Source organism: Shewanella kaireitica (genome assembly GCF_023284045.1).
Classification (GTDB): Bacteria; Pseudomonadota; Gammaproteobacteria; order Enterobacterales; family Shewanellaceae; genus Shewanella; species Shewanella kaireitica.
The window spans coordinates 93,893-112,932 of sequence record NZ_JAKIKQ010000011.1; the positions used below are offsets into that span (position 1 = coordinate 93,893).

Genomic DNA, 19,040 nt, shown 5'->3' on the forward strand with positions numbered 1-19,040 from the left:
TCTGTTCGCTTCAACTATTTTATTGTTTTTTATGTCATTTAGTGTGGTTTTCCGTTGCTTGTTGTAACCATGGCTGCATAAACTCTGCGATTTGTGGTTGGGCCTTTGCATTTGGATGGATCCCATCTCTTTGCATCAACGTACTGTCAGTGACAATAAACTCCATAAAGAACGGCATTAAGGTAACATCATGCTCTGTAGCGAGTTCTTTATAAACGGTTGATATCTGAGATGCATAGCGTGGGCCGTAGTTAGGCGGTACCATAATTTCACTCAGTAGCACTTTTATCTGTTTATCTTGGGCAAGCTCGATGATTTTTGTAAGATTATTTTTCAGCTGCTTAGGCGGAAAACCACGAAGACCGTCGTTGCCGCCAAGTTCAATTAGCAGTACATCAGGGCTTGCAGAGTCAAGCAGGGCGGGCAGTCTGCGTAATCCACCCGCAGAGGTTTCGCCACTAACAGAGCCATTGATGATGGTATGTTCGGGCATTTTTTTACGTAGTAGATGCACCCAACCTTCATTTTCTGGCATGCCATAACTTGCACTTAGGCTGTCACCTAGGATTAATATAGGGGCAGCACTTAGCGGGAAACTGCTGAAAATAAATAATAAGACAAAACCGAGTCGTCGGTTTTTAAGGTCTAAGAAGGGTTTTATGTCTGAAAAAAGCGCCATATCAGTAAGCCACCTAGTTAAATCAGTTAATACTCAAGAGGGGGAACTGACTATCCTCAACGGCATTAATATGGATGTCAAGCAGGGAGAGAGTGTTGCGATACTTGGGCCGTCTGGTTCAGGTAAATCAACACTACTAGGCTTGCTCGCAGCACTCGACTCTCCGAGTCAAGGCTCCATTTTGCTTGATGGTGTGGCATTGGAGACTCTGAATGAGGAATCTAAGGCTGCACTTCGAAAGCAAAAAGTAAGCTTTATTTTCCAATCTTTTATGTTGGTCGATACCTTAAATGCGCTTGAGAACGTTATGTTACCCGCAGAACTTGCTGGGATCCCAAATGCGAAAGATAAATCTCAGGCGATGCTAGAGCGTGTTGGATTAAGCCATAGATTGAACCACTTTCCTAACCAATTATCAGGTGGCGAGCAACAGCGTGTGGCGATTGCCCGAGCTTTCATCTGCGAGCCCAAAGTGTTGTTTGCTGATGAACCGACAGGCAATTTAGATTCAGCTAATAGTGATAAAATTGCCGACATGCTGTTTGAACTCAACCGAGAGAGTGATACCACGTTAGTGTTAGTGACTCACGACATGGTTTTAGCAAGCCGTTGTCAACGTCAGTTTATGATGGATTCAGGTAATTTAACGGAGAAATTGTCGGCGTCAGCTGATGATGTGCTAGATGAAACAATCGCTGAAGAGGCAAGTTCATGGAGCTAAAATTAGCATGGCGGCTTTTTAAGCGGGAACTGTCCCAAGGACAGTTGCTGCTCATTATCTTGGCTATCACCCTGGCAGTATTGTCGGTAACAGGCCTAGCGTCTGTGAGTGAGCGGTTGCAGCTTGCTATTAATGGGCAAGCCTCAAAGTTTATTGCTGCAGACAGAATCATAAACTCTCCAAAGAAGATCGATCCTGCAGTGCTTGCTATTGCCGATGATATTGGTTTATCGCGCGTCACCAGCATGCAGTTTAACTCTATGGTTTATGCCGGTGACGAGTTTCAACTTGTCACCGTTAGAGCGGTTGAAGAAGGGTACCCGCTTAAGGGCAATATTGAGCTAAGCACTGGTGTGACACAAGGGCTACCTAGTGCCGACAGTATATGGTTTGAAACCCGCCTTGGTGGTTTGCTTGGCTACCCAAAGCAAATTGAAATTGGCAACGCTAGTTTTGGCTTGTCAAAAGAGATTGTCCGTTTACCCGATGCTGGTTTCAACCCATTCGCTTCATCGCCAGTGGTCCTGATGCGTATTGAAGATGTGGATAAAACGCAAGTGATCCAACCTGGCAGTCGGGTTACTTACCTGTATCAATTTAGCGGCGATAGCGCGAAACTCGATACCTTTGAGCAACAAGCGAAACCACTGCTCAATACCAGTCAGCGTTGGGTTGATGTGCAATCGGGTGATTCGCCTATTGCTAGTGCGGTGAAGCGGGCAGAGCGTTTTCTGTTGTTAGCGAGCTTACTGGGTATTGCTTTGGCCTGCGCCGCGATAGGTATCGCTGCGCAACGTTACTGCCAGCGTCATTATGATGTGGTGGCCATGCTCAAAACATTTGGCGCCTCTGCTAAACAGATAAGAGTATTATTTGGCACTCATCTATTGCTGGTTACTGCTGTTGGTGTGGTGCTTGGACTTGTCGGTGGTTTTGGATTAGACCGTGCTATTACCTCTTTTTTACCTGCAGAAATAGCGGCCTATAGCCCACCAGTCAGTCGACCTATCTTATTGGGTATTGGTACTGGTTTTATCAGCGCCTTTATGTTTTCAGCCTATCCATTAATGCGCTTATTAGCTATCCCACCACTTAGGGTATTGCAGGGACATCTTGAAGGGTTACAGTTAGGTATGTGGCTGCACTTACTGCTTAGCTTAACTGCAATGGCGATATTGGGTTATTTGTACTCTCAGAGCCTACCATTAACACTGACCGTCGTTGCTGCTGTTTTATTGTTAGGGCTTTTGCTCAGTGTGTTAGGCTTCTTCATGATCCGTTTAGGTCATAGTGTCGGTATGAAGACCACCAATCCATTGCAACTCGCATTAGCTGGACTTCGACGCCGAGCAAGACAAAATGCAGTGCAATTAGTTGGTTTTAGCAGTGCGTTAGTATTGTTATTGACCATATTTGCGCTCAGGCAAGATATCCTAAATGAGTGGCAGAAACAGCTACCAGAGAATGCTCCTAATTACTTTTTGGTTAACATTGCTCCGGAAGAAACCAATGCCATTGCCGATTTCTTAAAGCCACATGTTAAAGTCCCGCCAGTGATTTATCCGGTGATCAGAGGCCGATTGACAGCGATTAATGATGAGGTGCTCATCTCATCAGAGCAAAAGAAAGCGGGCGAAGAGGGGCGGGTTGGGATCTCTCGTGAGCTTAATTTAACCTATCGCGATAGCATGCCCGAAAATAACGAAATAATATCAGGCAGCTTTAACCAAGATATTAATGATGTTTCAGTTGAATCTGGAGTGGCTGAACGACTTGGTTTAGCACTCGGCGATAGTTTAACGTACACCATCGATAACCAGACTTTAACGGTGAAAGTGGCCAGTATTCGTGAAGTGCACTGGGAAACACTGCAGCCTAATTTCTTTATGATCTTCACCAAAGAAGCCTTAGCGCCGTTTGCTTATACTTCAATGTCGAGTTTCCACCTTGAGGATTCTCAGCGGTCAGTTATTTTATCCTTGATAAAACAGTTTCCAACCGTATCAATTATTGATGTTGGTGCGATGGTGATGCAACTGCGACAAATCATTGAGCAAGTATCATTGTCGCTGACACTAGTGATGGTGCTGGTGCTACTGGCAAGTGCGTTAGTGATGATAGCGCAGACGGAAGCTGGAATGGCGAGTCGTCAGCGAGAGTTGGCAGTGCTTAGAACATTTGGCGCATCAGGTTGGCTGCTTCGAGCTGCAACGGGTCTAGAGTTTGCTTTGCTGGGAACGATTGCCGGGGTATTAGCGGTTATTGTGGCTGAATTTACTTTGTATCTACTAAAGACCCAAGTATTTGAGCTTAATGTCTATATGCATTGGCCTTGGTGGGCAATTGCGCCACTATGTGGTGGACTAGTTGTGGCTTCATTGGGGTTGTGGCGTTGTCGCCAACTGCTGAATAAGTCTTGTGGAGAGCTGCTTAAAGCACATTAATAGTGGCTATATATCAAAAAGGGATGCCGGTAGTGTATCCCTTTTTCCTTTATGATTTAAAAATTTCACTAAAGGCATCATCAATAGTTGCATAGCTAAATTCAAATCCATCTGCGAGTGCTTTTTGCGGTACGACATATTGCCCATCAATGAGTAGCGTCGACATCTCGCCTAATGCCAGCCTCAGCCCGAATGCTGGAGCTGGAATACAAGTTGGGCGTTTTAAGGCTGTGCCCATTGCATGAGTAAACACCTTATTGCTTACCGGAGCAGGTGCGCAGCCGTTATAAATACCGCTGCACTGCTTATTGTTAAGCATAAACTCAATCAAGCGGATGAGATCGGTTTGGTGGATCCAGCTCATCCCCTGTTTACCGTTTGCAATCGGCCCCCCTAAGCCGAGTTTGAATGCCGGCAGCATCTTAGCTAATGCACCGCCGTGAGCGCCAAGTACCAGTCCGATACGCACAATACAAACGCGGGTTGAATCGCTTACAGCATTTAGTGCCGCTTTTTCCCACTGTGAACATACTTTATGGGTAAATTCACTTTTACTTTCTTGGCTTAAATTAAAGTCTTCATTGATATGCTGCTCGCCTTGGCGACCATAAAAACCTACCGCAGATGCACTAACAAAAGTGCTTGGAGGGTTTTGACTGGCTTTAATGAGTGCAGAAATTTTGTTTGTGATCTGCCAACGGCTCTGACAAATGGCCTCTTTTTGAACACTAGACCAACGTTTACCTGCAATGGGTTCGCCCGCTAAATTGATGACAGCATCAAAACTGTCCAAGTTTGCTAGGTTGTCGAGATCCGCTAAATAACGGTGAGCTGCACCTAATTTAGCGGCAGCACTTCCTGGTGACCTGGTGAGTAGAGTCAGTCGATGCTGAGGGCTTAGCAACTTAACTAATTGACTGCCGACAAATCCACTCGCGCCGGTAATTAATATTTTCATAGGCTTTTGTTTTTAAGGGGTCTTAATAGAGTTTACGCCAAATATGGCAAATAGGATCTCTCTAACTTTATTCTTATTATAAACGTTGCCGAGTTGACTCTGCTTTGTATACTAAAACGCCTTGTATTGTAACGGAGTAGAGCTTGATTTTATGGCGCTGTGATTGCTATCTACTTGAGTTGAAACTAAAGCGGTGATTTCTATAAAATCATGCGATAATTCAAGCTATTATTTATTTTTAGTCAGTAGATGAATTTATCAACTGTCTATAAATGGCGAGTATACCAGTTAGACTTGGCATTTTAGCTGTGGAACCTTAGGATAGGGTTCTTATCTATATTCATTGCAGTAAATTGTAATTTAATTCTGAATCAACAAGGATTTATTAATGGGCCGATTTGAGAGTCAAGGCGTGGCATTTAAAGGCTTTGCCATCTCTGCATTCATTGTAGTGATTTTGGCAGGTATAAAAACAGCAAGCCCTATTGTGGTTCCTTTTGTATTGTCGGTGTTTATAGCGGTGATCTGTAATCCAGTTATTAGCTGGCTTACTCGCCATAAAGCCCCTAGAGGACTTGCGGTATTAATGCTAATGGCTTTTATTGTGCTGATGGGATTGTGGTTAGCGTCAATAGTGGGAACTTCAATCAACGAGTTTTCTAAACAACTGCCATTTTATAGAGATCAGCTGATAGAACAGTTTTCTTGGATTGTAGAAAAGCTAGCCGCGTTTAATATTCAGATCTCCAAAGATCAGATTTTGGCTTATTTTGATCCTGGTGTTGCGTTATCTATGACCACTAACATGCTAACCGGTGTGGGTAGTGTGATGGCTAATCTATTTTTAATCATTTTGACTGTTGTGTTTATGCTGTTTGAGTCCAACGGCTTTTCAAGGAAGATGCATTTAGCCCTCGACGATCCGGATATGCGACTACAGCAAATCGATCGTTTTTTAAATTCAGTCAACCAATACATGGTGATTAAGACTTTAGTGAGCCTTGGTACTGGCCTAATCGTGGGGGTTGGCTTGTACATTATTGGTGTGGATTACGCATTATTGTGGGGCGTTATTGCCTTCTTGTTTAATTATATCCCTAATATTGGCTCTATTATTGCTGCAATTCCCTCGGTGTTACTCGCATTTATACAGATAGGTCCTGGCGCTGCTGGTGCCGTCGCTCTGCTTTATTTAGGTACGAATACGATTATGGGTAACGTGGTAGAGCCGCGTTATATGGGCCGTGGTCTCGGCTTGTCGACTCTAGTAGTTTTTTTATCATTAATATTTTGGGGATGGTTGTTGGGCTCAGTAGGTATGCTGCTATCTGTCCCTCTAACTATGATAGTTAAAATAGCGTTAGAGTCGAGTCAAGGTGGGCGTTGGTTAGCGGTGTTACTTGGTGATGATGTTACTGAGGATAAAGATGAGCCTGATGACAGTTTAAAGATTGAAGAAAGTAAAAAGTGAGTTAAATGCAGTTATTTATTGAAGCAATAAAAGACCTTACCTTTGGTGAAGATGTCGGCCGTTTATTTCACGGTCGTGGTGGGTGTTATCAAGGTGCTGAGCATCTTTGTTTGGATTGGTTTGCGCCCGTTATATTATTAACCAGTTTTAAACCATTGACTGATGATGAGCTTTCAGTGATTACCGAGGCTTTAGAGCAACGTTGGTGCGAGCTAAAAGGTGATACACCGATTAACTTGGTATTTCAGTATCGGGCTGGTGGCGAAACACATACTGACATCCTTAAAGGCGAAGTACCGGATAAGCACGTAGTCACTGAAAATGGTGCTCAATTTCAGGTGCACTTATTGAAAGGTCAAAATCACGGCTTATTCTTGGATATGAGCAATGGTCGGCAGTGGGTTCGTGACAACAGTGCTGGTAAAAAGATACTGAACTTGTTTGCCTATACTTGTGGCTTCTCTGTTGCTGCGCTGCAAGGAAAGGCTGCAGAAGTGGTTAATATTGATATGAGTAAAGGCTCGTTATCGATAGGTAAGCAAAACCATCTGTTAAACGGCTTTGGCTCTGGTGCGCGTTTCTTAGGCCACGATATTTTTAAATCTTGGGGCAAGCTCACAAAACTAGGGCCTTATGATTTGATTATTGCCGATCCGCCTAGTAATCAAAAAGGCAGTTTCGTGGCAACTAAAGACTATGCTCGATTGTTGAAACGTTTGCCAAGTTTACTTGCGGCAGATGGTGATATTCTTTTGTGCCTCAATGCGCCTGAACTTACTATCGATTTTTTAAAGGGGCAGGTGGCAGAGTACAGCCCTAGTTTAACGTTAGAGCAGCAGTTGCAGAATCCACAGGTGTTTAAAGATATTGACCCCAATAAGGCACTGAAAGTGTTGCGTTACAAACAACAGAGCGATTAAGTCGTTTGATAAAGGTTTACAGAGTGAAAAGGTCAAACAGCATGTTTGGCCTTTTTTGTTCCTGAAATAGGCTGTTTAAGCGTTCGATAAGGACTGATTGCCTATGGCGGGATCTTATACCAATTGCATTAAAAGTTTGACCATTCAGCGGGAATTCAAAACGCTGTAGGAAAGTAATGGGATTTGAGCTAATAGTTATTCTCGGCTCTGGCATCCTGCTCCGCTCTCGATAATTGCTCCTGCATTATTCTACCTTCGACCATCCTTGGTCTCGTATCTCCTAAATCTGACTGCCAAGGAGGGCCGGAATGTCTTATTTTGTATGGAACACAATAGAGCATTTAGTCGTATATCGAATGCCACATGTGCTGTATTAAGTGATTTCCCCATGCCTTAAATATCAGCCGCACGTTGTGAGCGTCTCACGACTTTCACTGCTACGTTGCGTTGTTTCAAAAGGGGATAACCATTTTTTCCACAGTGCGCCTTGAATTGAAAGCCCTGAGAAAGCTCTGAACTGAGTATATCCCTAATGGAATTGGTATTAGCTTGGTAAAATTCCCGTATACGACAGATAATTCAATGGGGATGATTAAGATATAGCAGTGGGTGTTGCCATCTTGTATACTTTTTAGGCTTATTAAAGTGACTGTTTAGTGTGAAAGTGAATAAAAAAATGAAAGACTTTCAGTTTTAATGACGTTAATTAAGCTTTTAAAGGTGAAATATAGAGTTTTAGACTGTTTTTTCATTTTAAACTGAAAGTTTTCTGTAAGTGTCTCGGTAATGCTGTTATAATCTGCGATAGAAACACTGCAGAGTTGGCATGTTTTAAGAAAGGCAAAATGTCACACTATTGATGACATGCTTTTGTACCCTACACCTAAATCAAAGATCCGGAGTCGTTATGGAAGTTCAGGAATATGAAGGCGCATATTATCAACTACAAGATGAGATGTTAGAGTCTCTGCCAGTTGAGATGGATGAAGAAGCATTTTTGGATTAGGACAGCCGTAGATAAAACTATCTGATGTCAGTTTTATTTAGAAGAAATAGCAACCAGTAGGTTGCTATTTTTGTTTGCAAGTTTTGTCATTACCTAGCCTCTAGCCTCTAGCCTCTAGCCTCTAGCCTCTAGCCTCTAGCCTCTAGCCTCTAGCCTCTAGTCTCTAGTCTCTAGCCTCTAGCCTCTAGCCTCTAGCCTCTAGCCATTTACATTTCTTTTTTCAGGGACCACTTCAGTAATTATCCACTTCCCTTTGCGTTTATTTAAGCGCAATGTTCTATCATCGACCCAAAACTGCCCACCACGCAATCCCATAATCTTTACGATGACGGTGACATCTTCAGTCGTTTTTCGAAAAAAATCGATATCCACCTCATCGACTTCCATCTCAACGTCGGTTAACGACAGATTAAGTACATGCCGTTGTACTGAAGCGGCAATGTAATAGTGTGACAATATATCCTTCATTGAGTCATCGACGAACAACTTGGCTTTCTCGACATCACGTTCGACATAAATAGCATTTAGAAAACCGAGAGAGGAGAGTTCGGGCGTACGCATAGAGGGAATTGACGGGTCTGCTAATACAGACTGGCCTGCGGTATTGTCGCAAGCAGAAATGCTAAACAGTGACACAATAAGAATAAGGTATTTCAACATAAGTTTTTATTATTGGATTTTTTAGCAGTATTACGATATTCCAGCACTAACGCAAGATTTTACTGTTAGATCTCACGCAAAGCTTGACCTAGATAAAGATCTAAGGCATATCTGTATAGATAACTTATAAAGGTTATCCACAGAATCTGTGGACAAGTGTGTTGAAGACTATTTTTAGTGTGGTTAAGTTATTAATATATCAGCATTAAATTTACTGGTTATTTTTTGACGCATTCTCATCGTGTTTAATATTTAGGCTGTAAAAACTCAGCAAGAATCCCAAATTAGCCACAATTTCGATCGCAACGATCCTTATTAGTTGAAATTGGTATCGCTTAACTCTCTAGTCAAAAAAAAAGCCTGCATGAGCAGGCTTTTTTAGTTTTATCGTATTCTGAATAAGTATAACAATTTCATCGCTCAGTGAATGTATAGCGCCTCTGAGCCGAACAACCTCTTATACTTATTAGCTTTCGTTTTGCGAAGCCTGAATAGCGGTAAGTGCGATGGTGTAAACAATATCATCGACAAGTGCGCCGCGTGATAAGTCGTTTACAGGTTTACGCATACCTTGCAGCATTGGACCAATAGAGATCAGGTCTGCACTTCTCTGAACCGCCTTGTATGTAGTATTACCGGTATTTAGGTCCGGGAATACAAATACAGTTGCTTGACCTGCAACAGGGCTATCAGGCGCTTTAGAGCGAGCAACGTTCGGCATAACTGCGGCGTCGTACTGTAAAGGACCATCAATCACTAGATCTGGGCGTTTCTCTTTAGCAATGCGAGTCGCTTCACGAACTTTATCTACGTCAGAACCTGTTCCTGAACTACCAGTAGAGTAACTGATCATTGCTACGCGTGGATCAATGCCAAAAGCGATTGCCGATTCTGCTGACTGGATAGCAATATCTGCTAATTGCTCTGCATTTGGATCTGGGTTAATAGCACAATCACCGTAGACTAAGACTTGATCTGGCATCAACATGAAAAAGATAGAGGAAACTAAGCTTGAGCCAGGCGCAGTTTTGATTAACTGTAACGGTGGACGGATAGTATTGGCCGTGGTATTAACCGCGCCAGATACGATACCGTCGACTTCACCTTGAGCAAGCATCATAGTACCCAGTACCATGTTGTCTTCTAATTGCTCTTTAGCTACGACCTCGGTTAAGCCTTTATTACGGCGAAGTTCAACCATAGGTTCAACATAACGACTGCGAGCGGCTTCTGGTTCAACGATTTCGACGCCTTCACCTAAAGTTACGCCCTGTAACGTCGCAATACGTTCAATCTCTTCACGGTTACCCAGTAACACACAACGAGCAATACCGCGCTCAGCACAGATGCTGGCAGCTTCGATTGTTCTTGGTTCATCACCTTCAGGTAAAACAACCGTTTTACGAGCGGCGCGAGCAAGTTCTGTTAATTTGTAACGGAATGCTGGTGGTGACAAGCGATGTTCACGTGGTGAGTTTTTAGTAATGCTCTCAACCCAGCTTTGATCAATATGTCCGGCGACAAACTCTTGAACCTGCTCAATACGCACGGCATCGTCTACCGGAACCTCATGGTCAAAGCGTTGAATGTTAAGCGAGGTTTGCCATGTATTGGTATCGATTAAGAATACGGGTAAGCCAGTTTCAAAAGCTTGCTCACAGAGTTCCATAATTTGGGGCTCTGGCTCGTAACCACCAGTTAGCAGCAATGCACCAACTTTGATACCGTTCATTGAAGCAAGACAAGCTGATACGATTACGTCACTGCGGTCGCCAGAGGTCACGAGTAGTGAATCTGTCTTAATATGAGTAACCATATTTGGAATACTACGGGCGCAGAACGTCACTTTACGCATGCGGCGAGTGTTCATTTCGCCTGCGTTGATAATCTTAGCGCTGAGGTGCTTAGCAAGATCTGAAGCACGAGGTGCCACTAAATCTAGGTTATAAGGCACGCTGCCTAAAATACGTAGTTTGCTCTTACCTGGTAGCTGGAACATGTTTGCTGCATCAGTGCGCTGAACACTGTCGTGATCAAACACTTCTGAGAGGTCAGGGCGAGCGCGGCCTTCGTCATCAACTGGAGCACCAATTTTATTGATAATCGCGCCAATAAGACGTTTGTTTTTATTTCCGCCCCATGAGTTATGCGAGATCTCTAAACGGTTCATTAATGCAGTAGGACTTTCATTACCTGGCGTGGCGACAAAAATCACATCAGCATCTAAGGCTTTAGCAATCGCATGGTTTACATCACTTGAGAACGGATGATTACGCGTTTGGACCAAACCTTCAACAATCAGTGTTTCCGTATCATCTGCAAACTCAGTTGCACGGGCAATAATCTGCTCCATCAATACATCTGTCTTGTCTGCACGGATCAGGTTTTCTGCGTGGTCCATCTCAAACGGTTCGAGTGGATTAACAGTCGGTGATTTGCTTAAAATTGTGGTTGAACGCTCAGGTCCACGATCATTTGGCCGCTGTTGGGCAATAGGCTTGAAAAACCTAACCTTAACACCGTGGCGCTCTAGCGCACGAACCATACCTAAACTAATTGATGTTAACCCTACACCAGTCCCTACAGGGATGAGCATAATGTTGCGAGACATAAATACCTCTTAAAAACTCGAGTACGCCACAAAAGTATGGCTTTAAAAATGTGTTTTTGAGCTGCTAGGATATCTAGCTAGCAGCTCAAAATAGACAGGTTTGACTATTTAATTAGTGCGACAGCATCTTGGGCAATAACCCACTCTTCATTAGTCGGGATAACCATTGCCACTGGACCTTCGTCTTTAGTAATTTTACCTTGCTTACCAAAACGTGCCGCAGTGTTACGTTCTTTGTCGACTTTAAAGTTAAAGATCGCTAATGAGTTCAGCACTTTTTCACGGATAACATCAGAGTTTTCACCGATACCACCAGTAAATACGACGGCATCAAGGCGCTCTAAAGGTACTGTGTATGATGCGATGTATTTTGCTAGTCGGTAACAGAAGATCTCTAGTGCAAGGGTGGCACCTTTGTGACCTTTTTCGTATCCTTCTTCAATACCGCGGCAATCATTAGTTAGCTCAGAAATACCCAACAGACCACTTTGCTTGTTGAGTAGGTTGTTAACTTCATCCAATGTATAACCAAGACGATTAACTAAGTGGTAGATAATAGATGGGTCCATATCACCGCAACGAGTGCCCATAACTAGACCTTCAAGCGGCGTTAAGCCCATAGAAGTATCCACACTCTTACCGCCTTTAATTGCAGTAACAGATGCCCCGTTCCCTAAGTGAGCACAAATAACATTGGTGTCAGCTTCATCTTTACCTAAAGCAGCTGCTGTTTCACGGCTGATGAATAGATGGCTAGTACCGTGCATGCCATAGCGGCGAATCGCATTTTCTCGGTAAAGCTTGTACGGCAGGGCGTAGATAAAGGCTTTCTCTGGCATCGTCTGATGGAAAGCAGTATCAAACACGGCTACTTGTGGCAATTCTGGGAATGATGCTTGTGCAGCACGAATACCAATTAGGTGAGCAGGGTTATGCAATGGCGCTAATGTGGCACAATCTTCGATACCTTGAACCACGGATTCATCAATGATCACTGAGTGAGTAAACTTTTCTCCGCCGTGTACAACACGGTGGCCAATGGCTTGGATCTGTTCGGCAATTTGAGGATGCGCGCCTAAGATGTTGTTTACGATATATTCAACAGCTTCTCTGTGAGCAGTAAATGCGCCTAAACTCGCATCGTGCTTAGCACCGTTAACTTTCCACTTAATCCGTGAGTCTTCAAGACCAAAACACTCGGCTAGACCTGAAATTTGGTCATCACCAGTTAGCGCATCAATAATCGCAAACTTAAGAGATGAACTACCGCAGTTAAGCACCAATACCAGTTTGTTTGACATGTTTAAACCTTTCGCAATAAGTAATGAAATCGTTTGATTCACTGAATAATAGCAATCGGTATAAGTAGTGGGTCTACTCAGAGTGTTTTTGGCGAACTAATTCAAGGCGGATAATTGCCATAATGGTTGTTCCCATTTGCCTTTATCCAACACCGAAGTAGGAAGCCAAAAACACTCCTTACAGGCGAGTTTTAGCGACTCTGATGCTGCGTTAATGAGCTTGAGCGTAGAATAACTATGCGCTTCACTCATTGCAAACCACATGGATGTGGTGAATGTCATTCATGCAGGAGCATTTAATGACCTTGCCTCAAAATCGCTAAACTCTCGCTGAGCGACCAAATCTTTATACCGACTGCTATAACAATAACTTCTATGGCAACTATAGGCCGAAGTCGTAAAATGTGCCCTGTAAAAGAGCGAAAATCTGTTGCTTACCGGGCACAGAGCCTTGGGGCAAGCCGAGTGTTTGTGCTAGAGTTAGGCTTGTTATTGATTTTTAATAGGTGCCATTCTTGAGCATTCAAGTTCTCAAAACCTTAGGTGAAGGCCGTCGTTATATGAAGACTTGGCCTATGGTTAGACAACTGAGTTTTTATTTTCCTGAGTACCGCGTTATGCGCGCGACTCAAATTGCTTTGCCTTTAATGCCGCTGTTAGCGGTGTTGGCTGGTGCCAGTCAGTTGTATCTGCATGGCTGGGACTACTTACCACAAGCAATCACTATTGCATTATTCTTTATCAGCTTACCTATTCAAGGCTTGCTATGGTTAGGTTGGCGATCCGCTCACCCTTTACCGTTAACTTTGTTGGACTGGGGTAATCAGTTATCAACTAAACTGTCTCAAATGGGTGTAAACTGTCGGCCTTTAGGTGCTAAAGCTTGCTATTACGATATGGCGCTTATATTGAAAGCGGCATTCGAACGTTTAGATGCAAGTTATTGGGAAGAGCTTTAGCACGGCAAATGTCTAATAAATCGCATTAATACCCATATCGATAAAGACTTGCTTTATCTGTTCCATCGTTTCGGTAGTTGGAGGAGAGATTTGATTGAGTTCATACTCTTCACCCATCGCTTCCCACTTATGTTTACCTAATTCGTGATAGGGCAGTAACTCTACTTTTTCTACGTTGGTCATTGGTTTGATAAATTCGGCCAATGCTTGTGCCGATGGAATATCATCGGTAAATCCACCTACAACAACATACCGAATCCAAGTCTTTTGGTTTCGCTTATGCAAATGTTCGGCAAATTGTAATGTACGTTGGTTGCTGACTTTGGTTAAATCGATATGTTTTTCATCGTTTATCTGTTTAATGTCAAGCAACACCAAATCGGTGCTATCAAGTAACTTATCAATAATTGGGGTATATTTGCGGACAAAACCATTGGTGTCTAAGCAGGTATGAATACCTTCTTTTTTACAAGCTCTAAAAAGCTCTTCGACAAACTCTGGTTGTAATACCGCCTCACCACCACTGGCTGTAACGCCGCCACCACTGGCTTCTAGAAAAGGTCGATAGCTAATGATTTGGCTCATTAGCTCATCGACTTTGATTTCTCTACCGCCGTGTAGATCCCAAGTGTCGCGATTATGACAGTACTGACATCGCATCAAGCAACCTTGCATGAAGGTGATAAACCTTATGCCTGGACCGTCTACTGTGCCAAAGGACTCTAATGAATGAATCCGACCTGTTACTGCCATTATTACTCCTTGTGAGGCTAGTGCAGCACCTTGCTACGCTAGCCGAATCAACACATTAAACCGACGTTATAGACCTTTAGTAAAGGTACGAGTAATAACGTCTTGCTGCTGCTCAGGTGTTAGTGAGTTGAAGCGTACCGCATAACCTGAAACACGAATGGTTAGCTGTGGGTACTTATCAGGGTTAACCACGGCATCTTCAAGCATTTCACGGTTCATTACGTTCACGTTTAGGTGTTGGCCACCTTCACGACTGTCGTTATGAGCAAAGTAACCATCCATTAATGCTGCAAGGTTAGCTTTACGGCCATCTTCATCTTTACCTAACGCATTAGGAACGATAGAGAAGGTGTAAGAGATACCGTCTTGTGCATGAGCAAAAGGTAGTTTAGCAACTGATGTTAAAGAAGCAATGGCTCCTTTTTCATCACGACCATGCATAGGGTTTGCACCCGGTGCGAAAGGCGCGCCTGCTTGACGTCCGTCAGGTGTGTTACCTGTTTTCTTACCGTAAACCACGTTAGAGGTAATGGTTAGGATAGACTGTGTAGGAATCGCATCACGGTACATCTTCATGCTACGGATCTTAGCCATAAAGCGCTCTACAAGTTCTGTCGCTAATTCATCAACACGTGCATCGTTGTTACCAAACTTTGGATAATCACCGCTGATATCGAAATCAACAGCAATGCCATTTTCGTCACGAATTGGCTTAACTGTGCCGTATTTAATTGCAGAAAGTGAATCTGCTGCAATTGATAGACCGGCGATACCACATGCCATTGTACGACGAACATCTCTGTCGTGAAGCGCCATAAGTGCGGCTTCGTAAGAGTACTTGTCGTGCATGAAGTGAATAGCGTTCAATGCTGAGACATATTGCGTTGCCAGCCAGTCCATCATGGTGTCTAAGCGACCCATAACGTCATCGAAATCTAAAACTTCATCTGTGATTGGCGCAAACTTAGGGCCAATTTGAGTCTTAAGTTTCTCATCAACACCACCGTTGATGGCATAAAGCATCGTTTTAGCGAGGTTGGCACGGGCTCCGAAGAACTGCATGTGTTTACCAACAACCATTGGGCTTACACAACATGCGATAGCATAATCGTCAGATTCAAAATCTGGACGCATTAGGTCATCGTTCTCGTACTGAATAGAGCTAGTATCGATAGAAACTTTAGCTGCATACTTTTTAAAGTTAAGCGGTAACTGCTCAGACCAAAGTACAGTGATGTTTGGCTCTGGGCTTGGGCCCATGTTGTACAAAGTGTGCAAGAAACGGAAGCTAGACTTAGTCACTAAGGTACGGCCATCTAGACCCATACCTGCGATTGACTCTGTTGCCCAGATTGGGTCGCCAGAGAATAGCTCGTCGTACTCAGGAGTACGTAGGAAACGAACCATACGTAACTTCATCACGAAATGGTCAACCATCTCTTGTGCTTCTTGCTCAGTCAATACGCCAGCAGCGATATCACGCTCAATAAAGATATCAAGGAAGCTTGAAGTACGGCCCAATGACATTGCTGCGCCATTTTGGCTCTTAACTGCCGCAAGGTAACCAAAGTAAGTCCACTGAATCGCTTCTTTAGCGTTGGTAGCTGGCTTTGATATGTCGAAGCCGTAGCTTGCTGCCATCTGCTTCATTTGACCCAGTGCTTTATGCTGCTCTGCGATCTCTTCACGAAGCTGCATTGTGTAAGATAGGTTTTCGCCTGTTTCGAAGTCAGCTTGAAGTGAACCAAACTGAGCAAACTTATCTTGCATTAGGTAATCGATACCGTAAAGCGCGATACGACGGTAATCACCAATGATACGACCACGGCCATACGCATCAGGTAAACCTGTCAACACACCCGATTTACGACAACGCATAATTTCAGGTGTATAGATATCGAATACACCTTGGTTATGTGTCTTACGCAACTCTGAGTAAACATACTTGATGTTAGGATCAAGTTCGCGGCCATATGCAGCGCAAGAACCTTCAACCATGCGGATACCACCATTAGGCAGCATTGCACGTTTAAGCGGTGCTTCAGTTTGCAGACCAACGATTGTTTCTAGGTCTTTAGTGATGTAACCCGCTTCATGAGAAGTGATTGTTGAAACTTTGTCTGTATCAAAATCGACAGGGGCGTGGGTACGGTTTTCTTGCTTAACGCCTACCATTACTTTATCCCAAAGCTCAGTAGTCGCTTCGGTTGCATCTGCTAAGAAAGACTCATCGCCTTCATAAGGAGTGTAGTTAGCTTGGATAAAGTCACGCACATTGACTTCAGTTTTCCAATCGCCTGGCGTGAAACCTTCCCACGCGTTTGCAAACTGTTCAGTTTTTTCGGTCATCGTACTAATACCTTCTGTTTGAGATAAAGGTTATTGGCGTTAACAAGGTTTATCGTTTAACCCTAACGACCAATAGCTAATGCTTAAACGTTTCGAGGCCGTAGCCTGTTGTTGAAACGTTTTCGAAGTGATTTCACTTCGCAAGAATTTGTTTGTTGATAACCACAATAGCACTCTACAAAAGTGGTTTATCTAAATTGGTAAGACCAATTTACCGTAAGTATATTACCATAGCCTTACTGAGCCTGCACTTTAATCCGTAGCCAATTGCCGCGTATTTATTGAAACTGTTAACAAGATAGCATTTATTAAACAATTTAATGTTTGCATCTATGTCTGATGTCAGGTATCGACTTGTTGGTCTATTTTTCGCAAGGCAATTTATTGCTGGTTATTCTCTCTCTTAATTCATTGCGAGTGATAAAGCTCGGGTCTGATAGCTTTGCGGTTAGCCTAATATATTAAGTCATAGTGAGTATCAAACTGATTGATAAGAATTATAGATGAGAAAAAGGCGAAGAGAGTGCAGGGCTCTCTTCGCCAGTTCATTTAAAGTAGGGCTGGTATACCCGTTATCATGCCAACCGCTAACATTGCCGCAAGACAAATAACAAATGCGAGTCCAGGGATGACCATACGGTCGGTGAATGATAATGATTTTGCTCGTTCTTTATCACCAATAAGACCATTATTGTCTAGGAACATGGTTAATGCCCATGCAAGCACTGGGTTTGCGACGAATGCGGCAAAGATACATATACCCGCAGATTGGCTATTTTTAGTATCTTTTACCATCTGCATACCTGCTTCAAGTAGTGGTAAAAATACCCCAACCAAAAGCGCAATCGACATAACAGGTCGCCACACGGTAACGTCCATTGGATAACCAATCACTGCCACTAAGATACACATTATTCCGAGTAAAATAGCACCTGCAGGTATTGGACGTTTCGCGATAGCAGCAGGGATCATGTATGTCCCCCAAGATGAGGTAATGTTACCGCCACCAACTGCTGTACCGACAATCTGACGTACCGAGCAGGTTGTCATGGTATCGTCGACATCCATCAATACCTTCTCTGAACCTTTTGGATAGTTAAGCTCTTGGAAGATGCGGTGTCCTAGAAAATCGGGCGACCACATAGCAACCGCTAAGATTGCGAAAGGTAAAGAAGCGATAAAGTGTTCAAGATTTGGTAAGCCTAACTGCCAGCCGTATTCTGTTGAACCCCACCAGTACATAGGATTTAAGTTAGGGATCCCAGGTTCGGTCACAAACTTCAGATCAAGTCCTGCACCGAGTGCAAAAGCGAGCACGATTGCGGCAATGGAACACAATGGAATAGCTAGCCAACGCTTGCCAACTTTAGCAAGATAAGCATATAAGATGACGTTAGCCAGTAGGATGAAGAAAGCCACATAACCTAGGCTGTAATCCAAAGCATGCTTGGCTTCAAGCCCGCCAGCCCAGTCAAACAGCGAAGTAATTTGGCTCTTGGCCCCCATGAAACCTAGGAATACTAACAGTCCGCCGGCAACCCCACTACTGGTCAAATTAACCAGTCGTGATCCACCTTTGAAATAACTGAGGATCAAGCCGAACACACCAAGCAAAATAGCGAGTGCTAGAGGATGAGCTCCTGCTAAGGCAATGGCACCAATAAGCGGGATCATTGGCCCGTGGTTGCCACCAAGGTTAGCGCGAGGATTAATGAATCCAGAGCTGATAATGCAAAAGAGTAGTGCGGGAATCAGCATTTCAACCCGTACGACTTGAATTGCGAACTCAGCACCTAAATTGACATGCTCCCAGCGTTCAGAGAGACCCGATGCCCATGCAGCCATAACGGCTGAATACATCACGGTTATACCTATGGTACCAGCGATAGCGGGGACTAAGTCTTCCCATTCAAAGCGAAAGTCTCTACCAGGGAGGTTAAGGCCCCAGCGTTTAGGCTTCATGATTTTTAATTCATTATCCAAATACTCTTCGCGGGTATTGAACTCTGATGCGGGGCGGTGAAGTGCTTGGTAGCTCTGATCTGAGCTTTCTTCTGCTTCATTCTTTACTGTTTCAGGCATAATTTCTCATTCTCCGAAAAGAACTTAGGTTATTCATCGGGATTTATGACAGTTATTTAGTTGTTCCCTGTTAATTAACAACTTGCATCGCTATAAGTGTAGTCGACTTCAAGTCTTTGTTAACGC

Annotated in this window: 13 protein-coding genes; 5 read left to right on the forward strand and 8 right to left on the reverse strand. The window is 43.6% G+C overall.

All coding sequences use genetic code 11. The features are described from left to right. Positions 1-34: 34 nt before the first annotated feature. Entirely contained in the window at positions 35-679 is a 645-nt protein-coding gene (locus L2730_RS14135) for an arylesterase (protein ID WP_248975183.1), read from the reverse strand. Between L2730_RS14135 and L2730_RS14140 the strand changes: the two genes are divergently transcribed. Continuing rightward, positions 660-1,400: an ABC transporter ATP-binding protein gene (locus L2730_RS14140; RefSeq protein ID WP_248975184.1), complete on the forward strand. Its 741-nt coding sequence runs from the start codon at positions 660-662 to the stop codon at positions 1,398-1,400. The genes L2730_RS14135 and L2730_RS14140 overlap by 20 nt on opposite strands. Further along, positions 1,391-3,844 (forward strand): ABC transporter permease, encoded by a 2,454-nt coding sequence (locus L2730_RS14145; RefSeq protein ID WP_248975185.1) that lies wholly within the window; start codon positions 1,391-1,393, stop codon positions 3,842-3,844. The genes L2730_RS14140 and L2730_RS14145 overlap by 10 nt, the downstream gene beginning before the upstream one ends. 49 nt (positions 3,845-3,893) lie before the next feature. Here the strand turns inward: L2730_RS14145 and L2730_RS14150 are convergent, their stop codons facing one another. Then, on the reverse strand, positions 3,894-4,802 hold the full coding sequence (locus L2730_RS14150) for a TIGR01777 family oxidoreductase (RefSeq protein WP_248975186.1): 909 nt from the start codon (positions 4,800-4,802) through the stop codon (positions 3,894-3,896). A 388-nt stretch (positions 4,803-5,190) separates the two neighbouring features. Here L2730_RS14150 and L2730_RS14155 point away from each other — a divergent pair, with 388 nt between their 5' ends. Both L2730_RS14155 and L2730_RS14160 read left to right on the forward strand, forming a co-directional pair. Further along, a complete protein-coding gene (locus L2730_RS14155; RefSeq protein WP_248975187.1) occupies positions 5,191-6,273 on the forward strand; it encodes an AI-2E family transporter in 1,083 nt (360 codons plus the stop codon). Between the two features lie 5 nt (positions 6,274-6,278). Then, positions 6,279-7,193 carry a class I SAM-dependent methyltransferase gene (locus tag L2730_RS14160; protein ID WP_248975188.1) on the forward strand — a complete coding sequence of 305 codons (915 nt, stop codon included), beginning with the start codon at positions 6,279-6,281 and terminating at the stop codon, positions 7,191-7,193. A gap of 1,204 nt (positions 7,194-8,397) precedes the next feature. On the opposite strand, the gene L2730_RS14165 is transcribed toward L2730_RS14160, so the two are convergent. The 3 genes from L2730_RS14165 to ackA all read right to left on the reverse strand — a co-directional run bounded on the left by L2730_RS14165 (position 8,398) and on the right by ackA (position 12,771). Further along, positions 8,398-8,859, reverse strand: coding sequence for a hypothetical protein (locus tag L2730_RS14165; protein ID WP_248975189.1), 462 nt, complete (start codon positions 8,857-8,859; stop codon positions 8,398-8,400). A gap of 466 nt (positions 8,860-9,325) precedes the next feature. Then, positions 9,326-11,470: a phosphate acetyltransferase gene (pta, locus tag L2730_RS14170; protein WP_248975190.1), complete on the reverse strand. Its 2,145-nt coding sequence runs from the start codon at positions 11,468-11,470 to the stop codon at positions 9,326-9,328. 104 nt (positions 11,471-11,574) lie between these two features. Beyond that, a complete protein-coding gene (ackA, locus tag L2730_RS14175) occupies positions 11,575-12,771 on the reverse strand; it encodes an acetate kinase (RefSeq protein ID WP_248975191.1) in 1,197 nt (398 codons plus the stop codon). Between the two features lie 515 nt (positions 12,772-13,286). Here ackA and yfbV point away from each other — a divergent pair. Next, positions 13,287-13,730, forward strand: coding sequence for a terminus macrodomain insulation protein YfbV (gene yfbV, locus L2730_RS14180; RefSeq protein WP_248975192.1), 444 nt, complete (start codon positions 13,287-13,289; stop codon positions 13,728-13,730). 12 nt (positions 13,731-13,742) lie between these two features. On the opposite strand, the gene pflA is transcribed toward yfbV, so the two are convergent. The 3 genes from pflA to L2730_RS14195 form a co-directional block, all read right to left on the reverse strand. Continuing rightward, complete coding sequence (gene pflA, locus L2730_RS14185; protein WP_248975193.1) at positions 13,743-14,483, reverse strand: pyruvate formate lyase 1-activating protein; 741 nt, start codon at positions 14,481-14,483, stop codon at positions 13,743-13,745. A gap of 66 nt (positions 14,484-14,549) precedes the next feature. Continuing rightward, a complete protein-coding gene (gene pflB / locus L2730_RS14190) occupies positions 14,550-16,832 on the reverse strand; it encodes a formate C-acetyltransferase (RefSeq protein WP_248975194.1) in 2,283 nt (760 codons plus the stop codon). 549 nt (positions 16,833-17,381) lie between these two features. After that, positions 17,382-18,914: a DUF3360 family protein gene (locus tag L2730_RS14195; RefSeq protein WP_248975195.1), complete on the reverse strand. Its 1,533-nt coding sequence runs from the start codon at positions 18,912-18,914 to the stop codon at positions 17,382-17,384. Positions 18,915-19,040: the final 126 nt, after the last annotated feature.

What these genes read in the sequence shown, in the direction of transcription:
- L2730_RS14135 (WP_248975183.1), bottom strand. Translation starts at nt 679, where the DNA reads ATGGCGCTTTTTTCAGACATAAAACCCTTCTTAGACCTTAAAAACCGA.
- L2730_RS14165 (WP_248975189.1), bottom strand. Translation starts at nt 8,859, where the DNA reads ATGTTGAAATACCTTATTCTTATTGTGTCACTGTTTAGCATTTCTGCT.
- pflA (WP_248975193.1), bottom strand. Translation starts at nt 14,483, where the DNA reads ATGGCAGTAACAGGTCGGATTCATTCATTAGAGTCCTTTGGCACAGTA.
- L2730_RS14150 (WP_248975186.1), bottom strand. Translation starts at nt 4,802, where the DNA reads ATGAAAATATTAATTACCGGCGCGAGTGGATTTGTCGGCAGTCAATTA.
- L2730_RS14145 (WP_248975185.1), top strand. Translation starts at nt 1,391, where the DNA reads ATGGAGCTAAAATTAGCATGGCGGCTTTTTAAGCGGGAACTGTCCCAA.
- L2730_RS14140 (WP_248975184.1), top strand. Translation starts at nt 660, where the DNA reads ATGTCTGAAAAAAGCGCCATATCAGTAAGCCACCTAGTTAAATCAGTT.
- L2730_RS14160 (WP_248975188.1), top strand. Translation starts at nt 6,279, where the DNA reads ATGCAGTTATTTATTGAAGCAATAAAAGACCTTACCTTTGGTGAAGAT.
- L2730_RS14195 (WP_248975195.1), bottom strand. Translation starts at nt 18,914, where the DNA reads ATGCCTGAAACAGTAAAGAATGAAGCAGAAGAAAGCTCAGATCAGAGC.
- pta (WP_248975190.1), bottom strand. Translation starts at nt 11,470, where the DNA reads ATGTCTCGCAACATTATGCTCATCCCTGTAGGGACTGGTGTAGGGTTA.
- L2730_RS14155 (WP_248975187.1), top strand. Translation starts at nt 5,191, where the DNA reads ATGGGCCGATTTGAGAGTCAAGGCGTGGCATTTAAAGGCTTTGCCATC.
- ackA (WP_248975191.1), bottom strand. Translation starts at nt 12,771, where the DNA reads ATGTCAAACAAACTGGTATTGGTGCTTAACTGCGGTAGTTCATCTCTT.
- pflB (WP_248975194.1), bottom strand. Translation starts at nt 16,832, where the DNA reads ATGACCGAAAAAACTGAACAGTTTGCAAACGCGTGGGAAGGTTTCACG.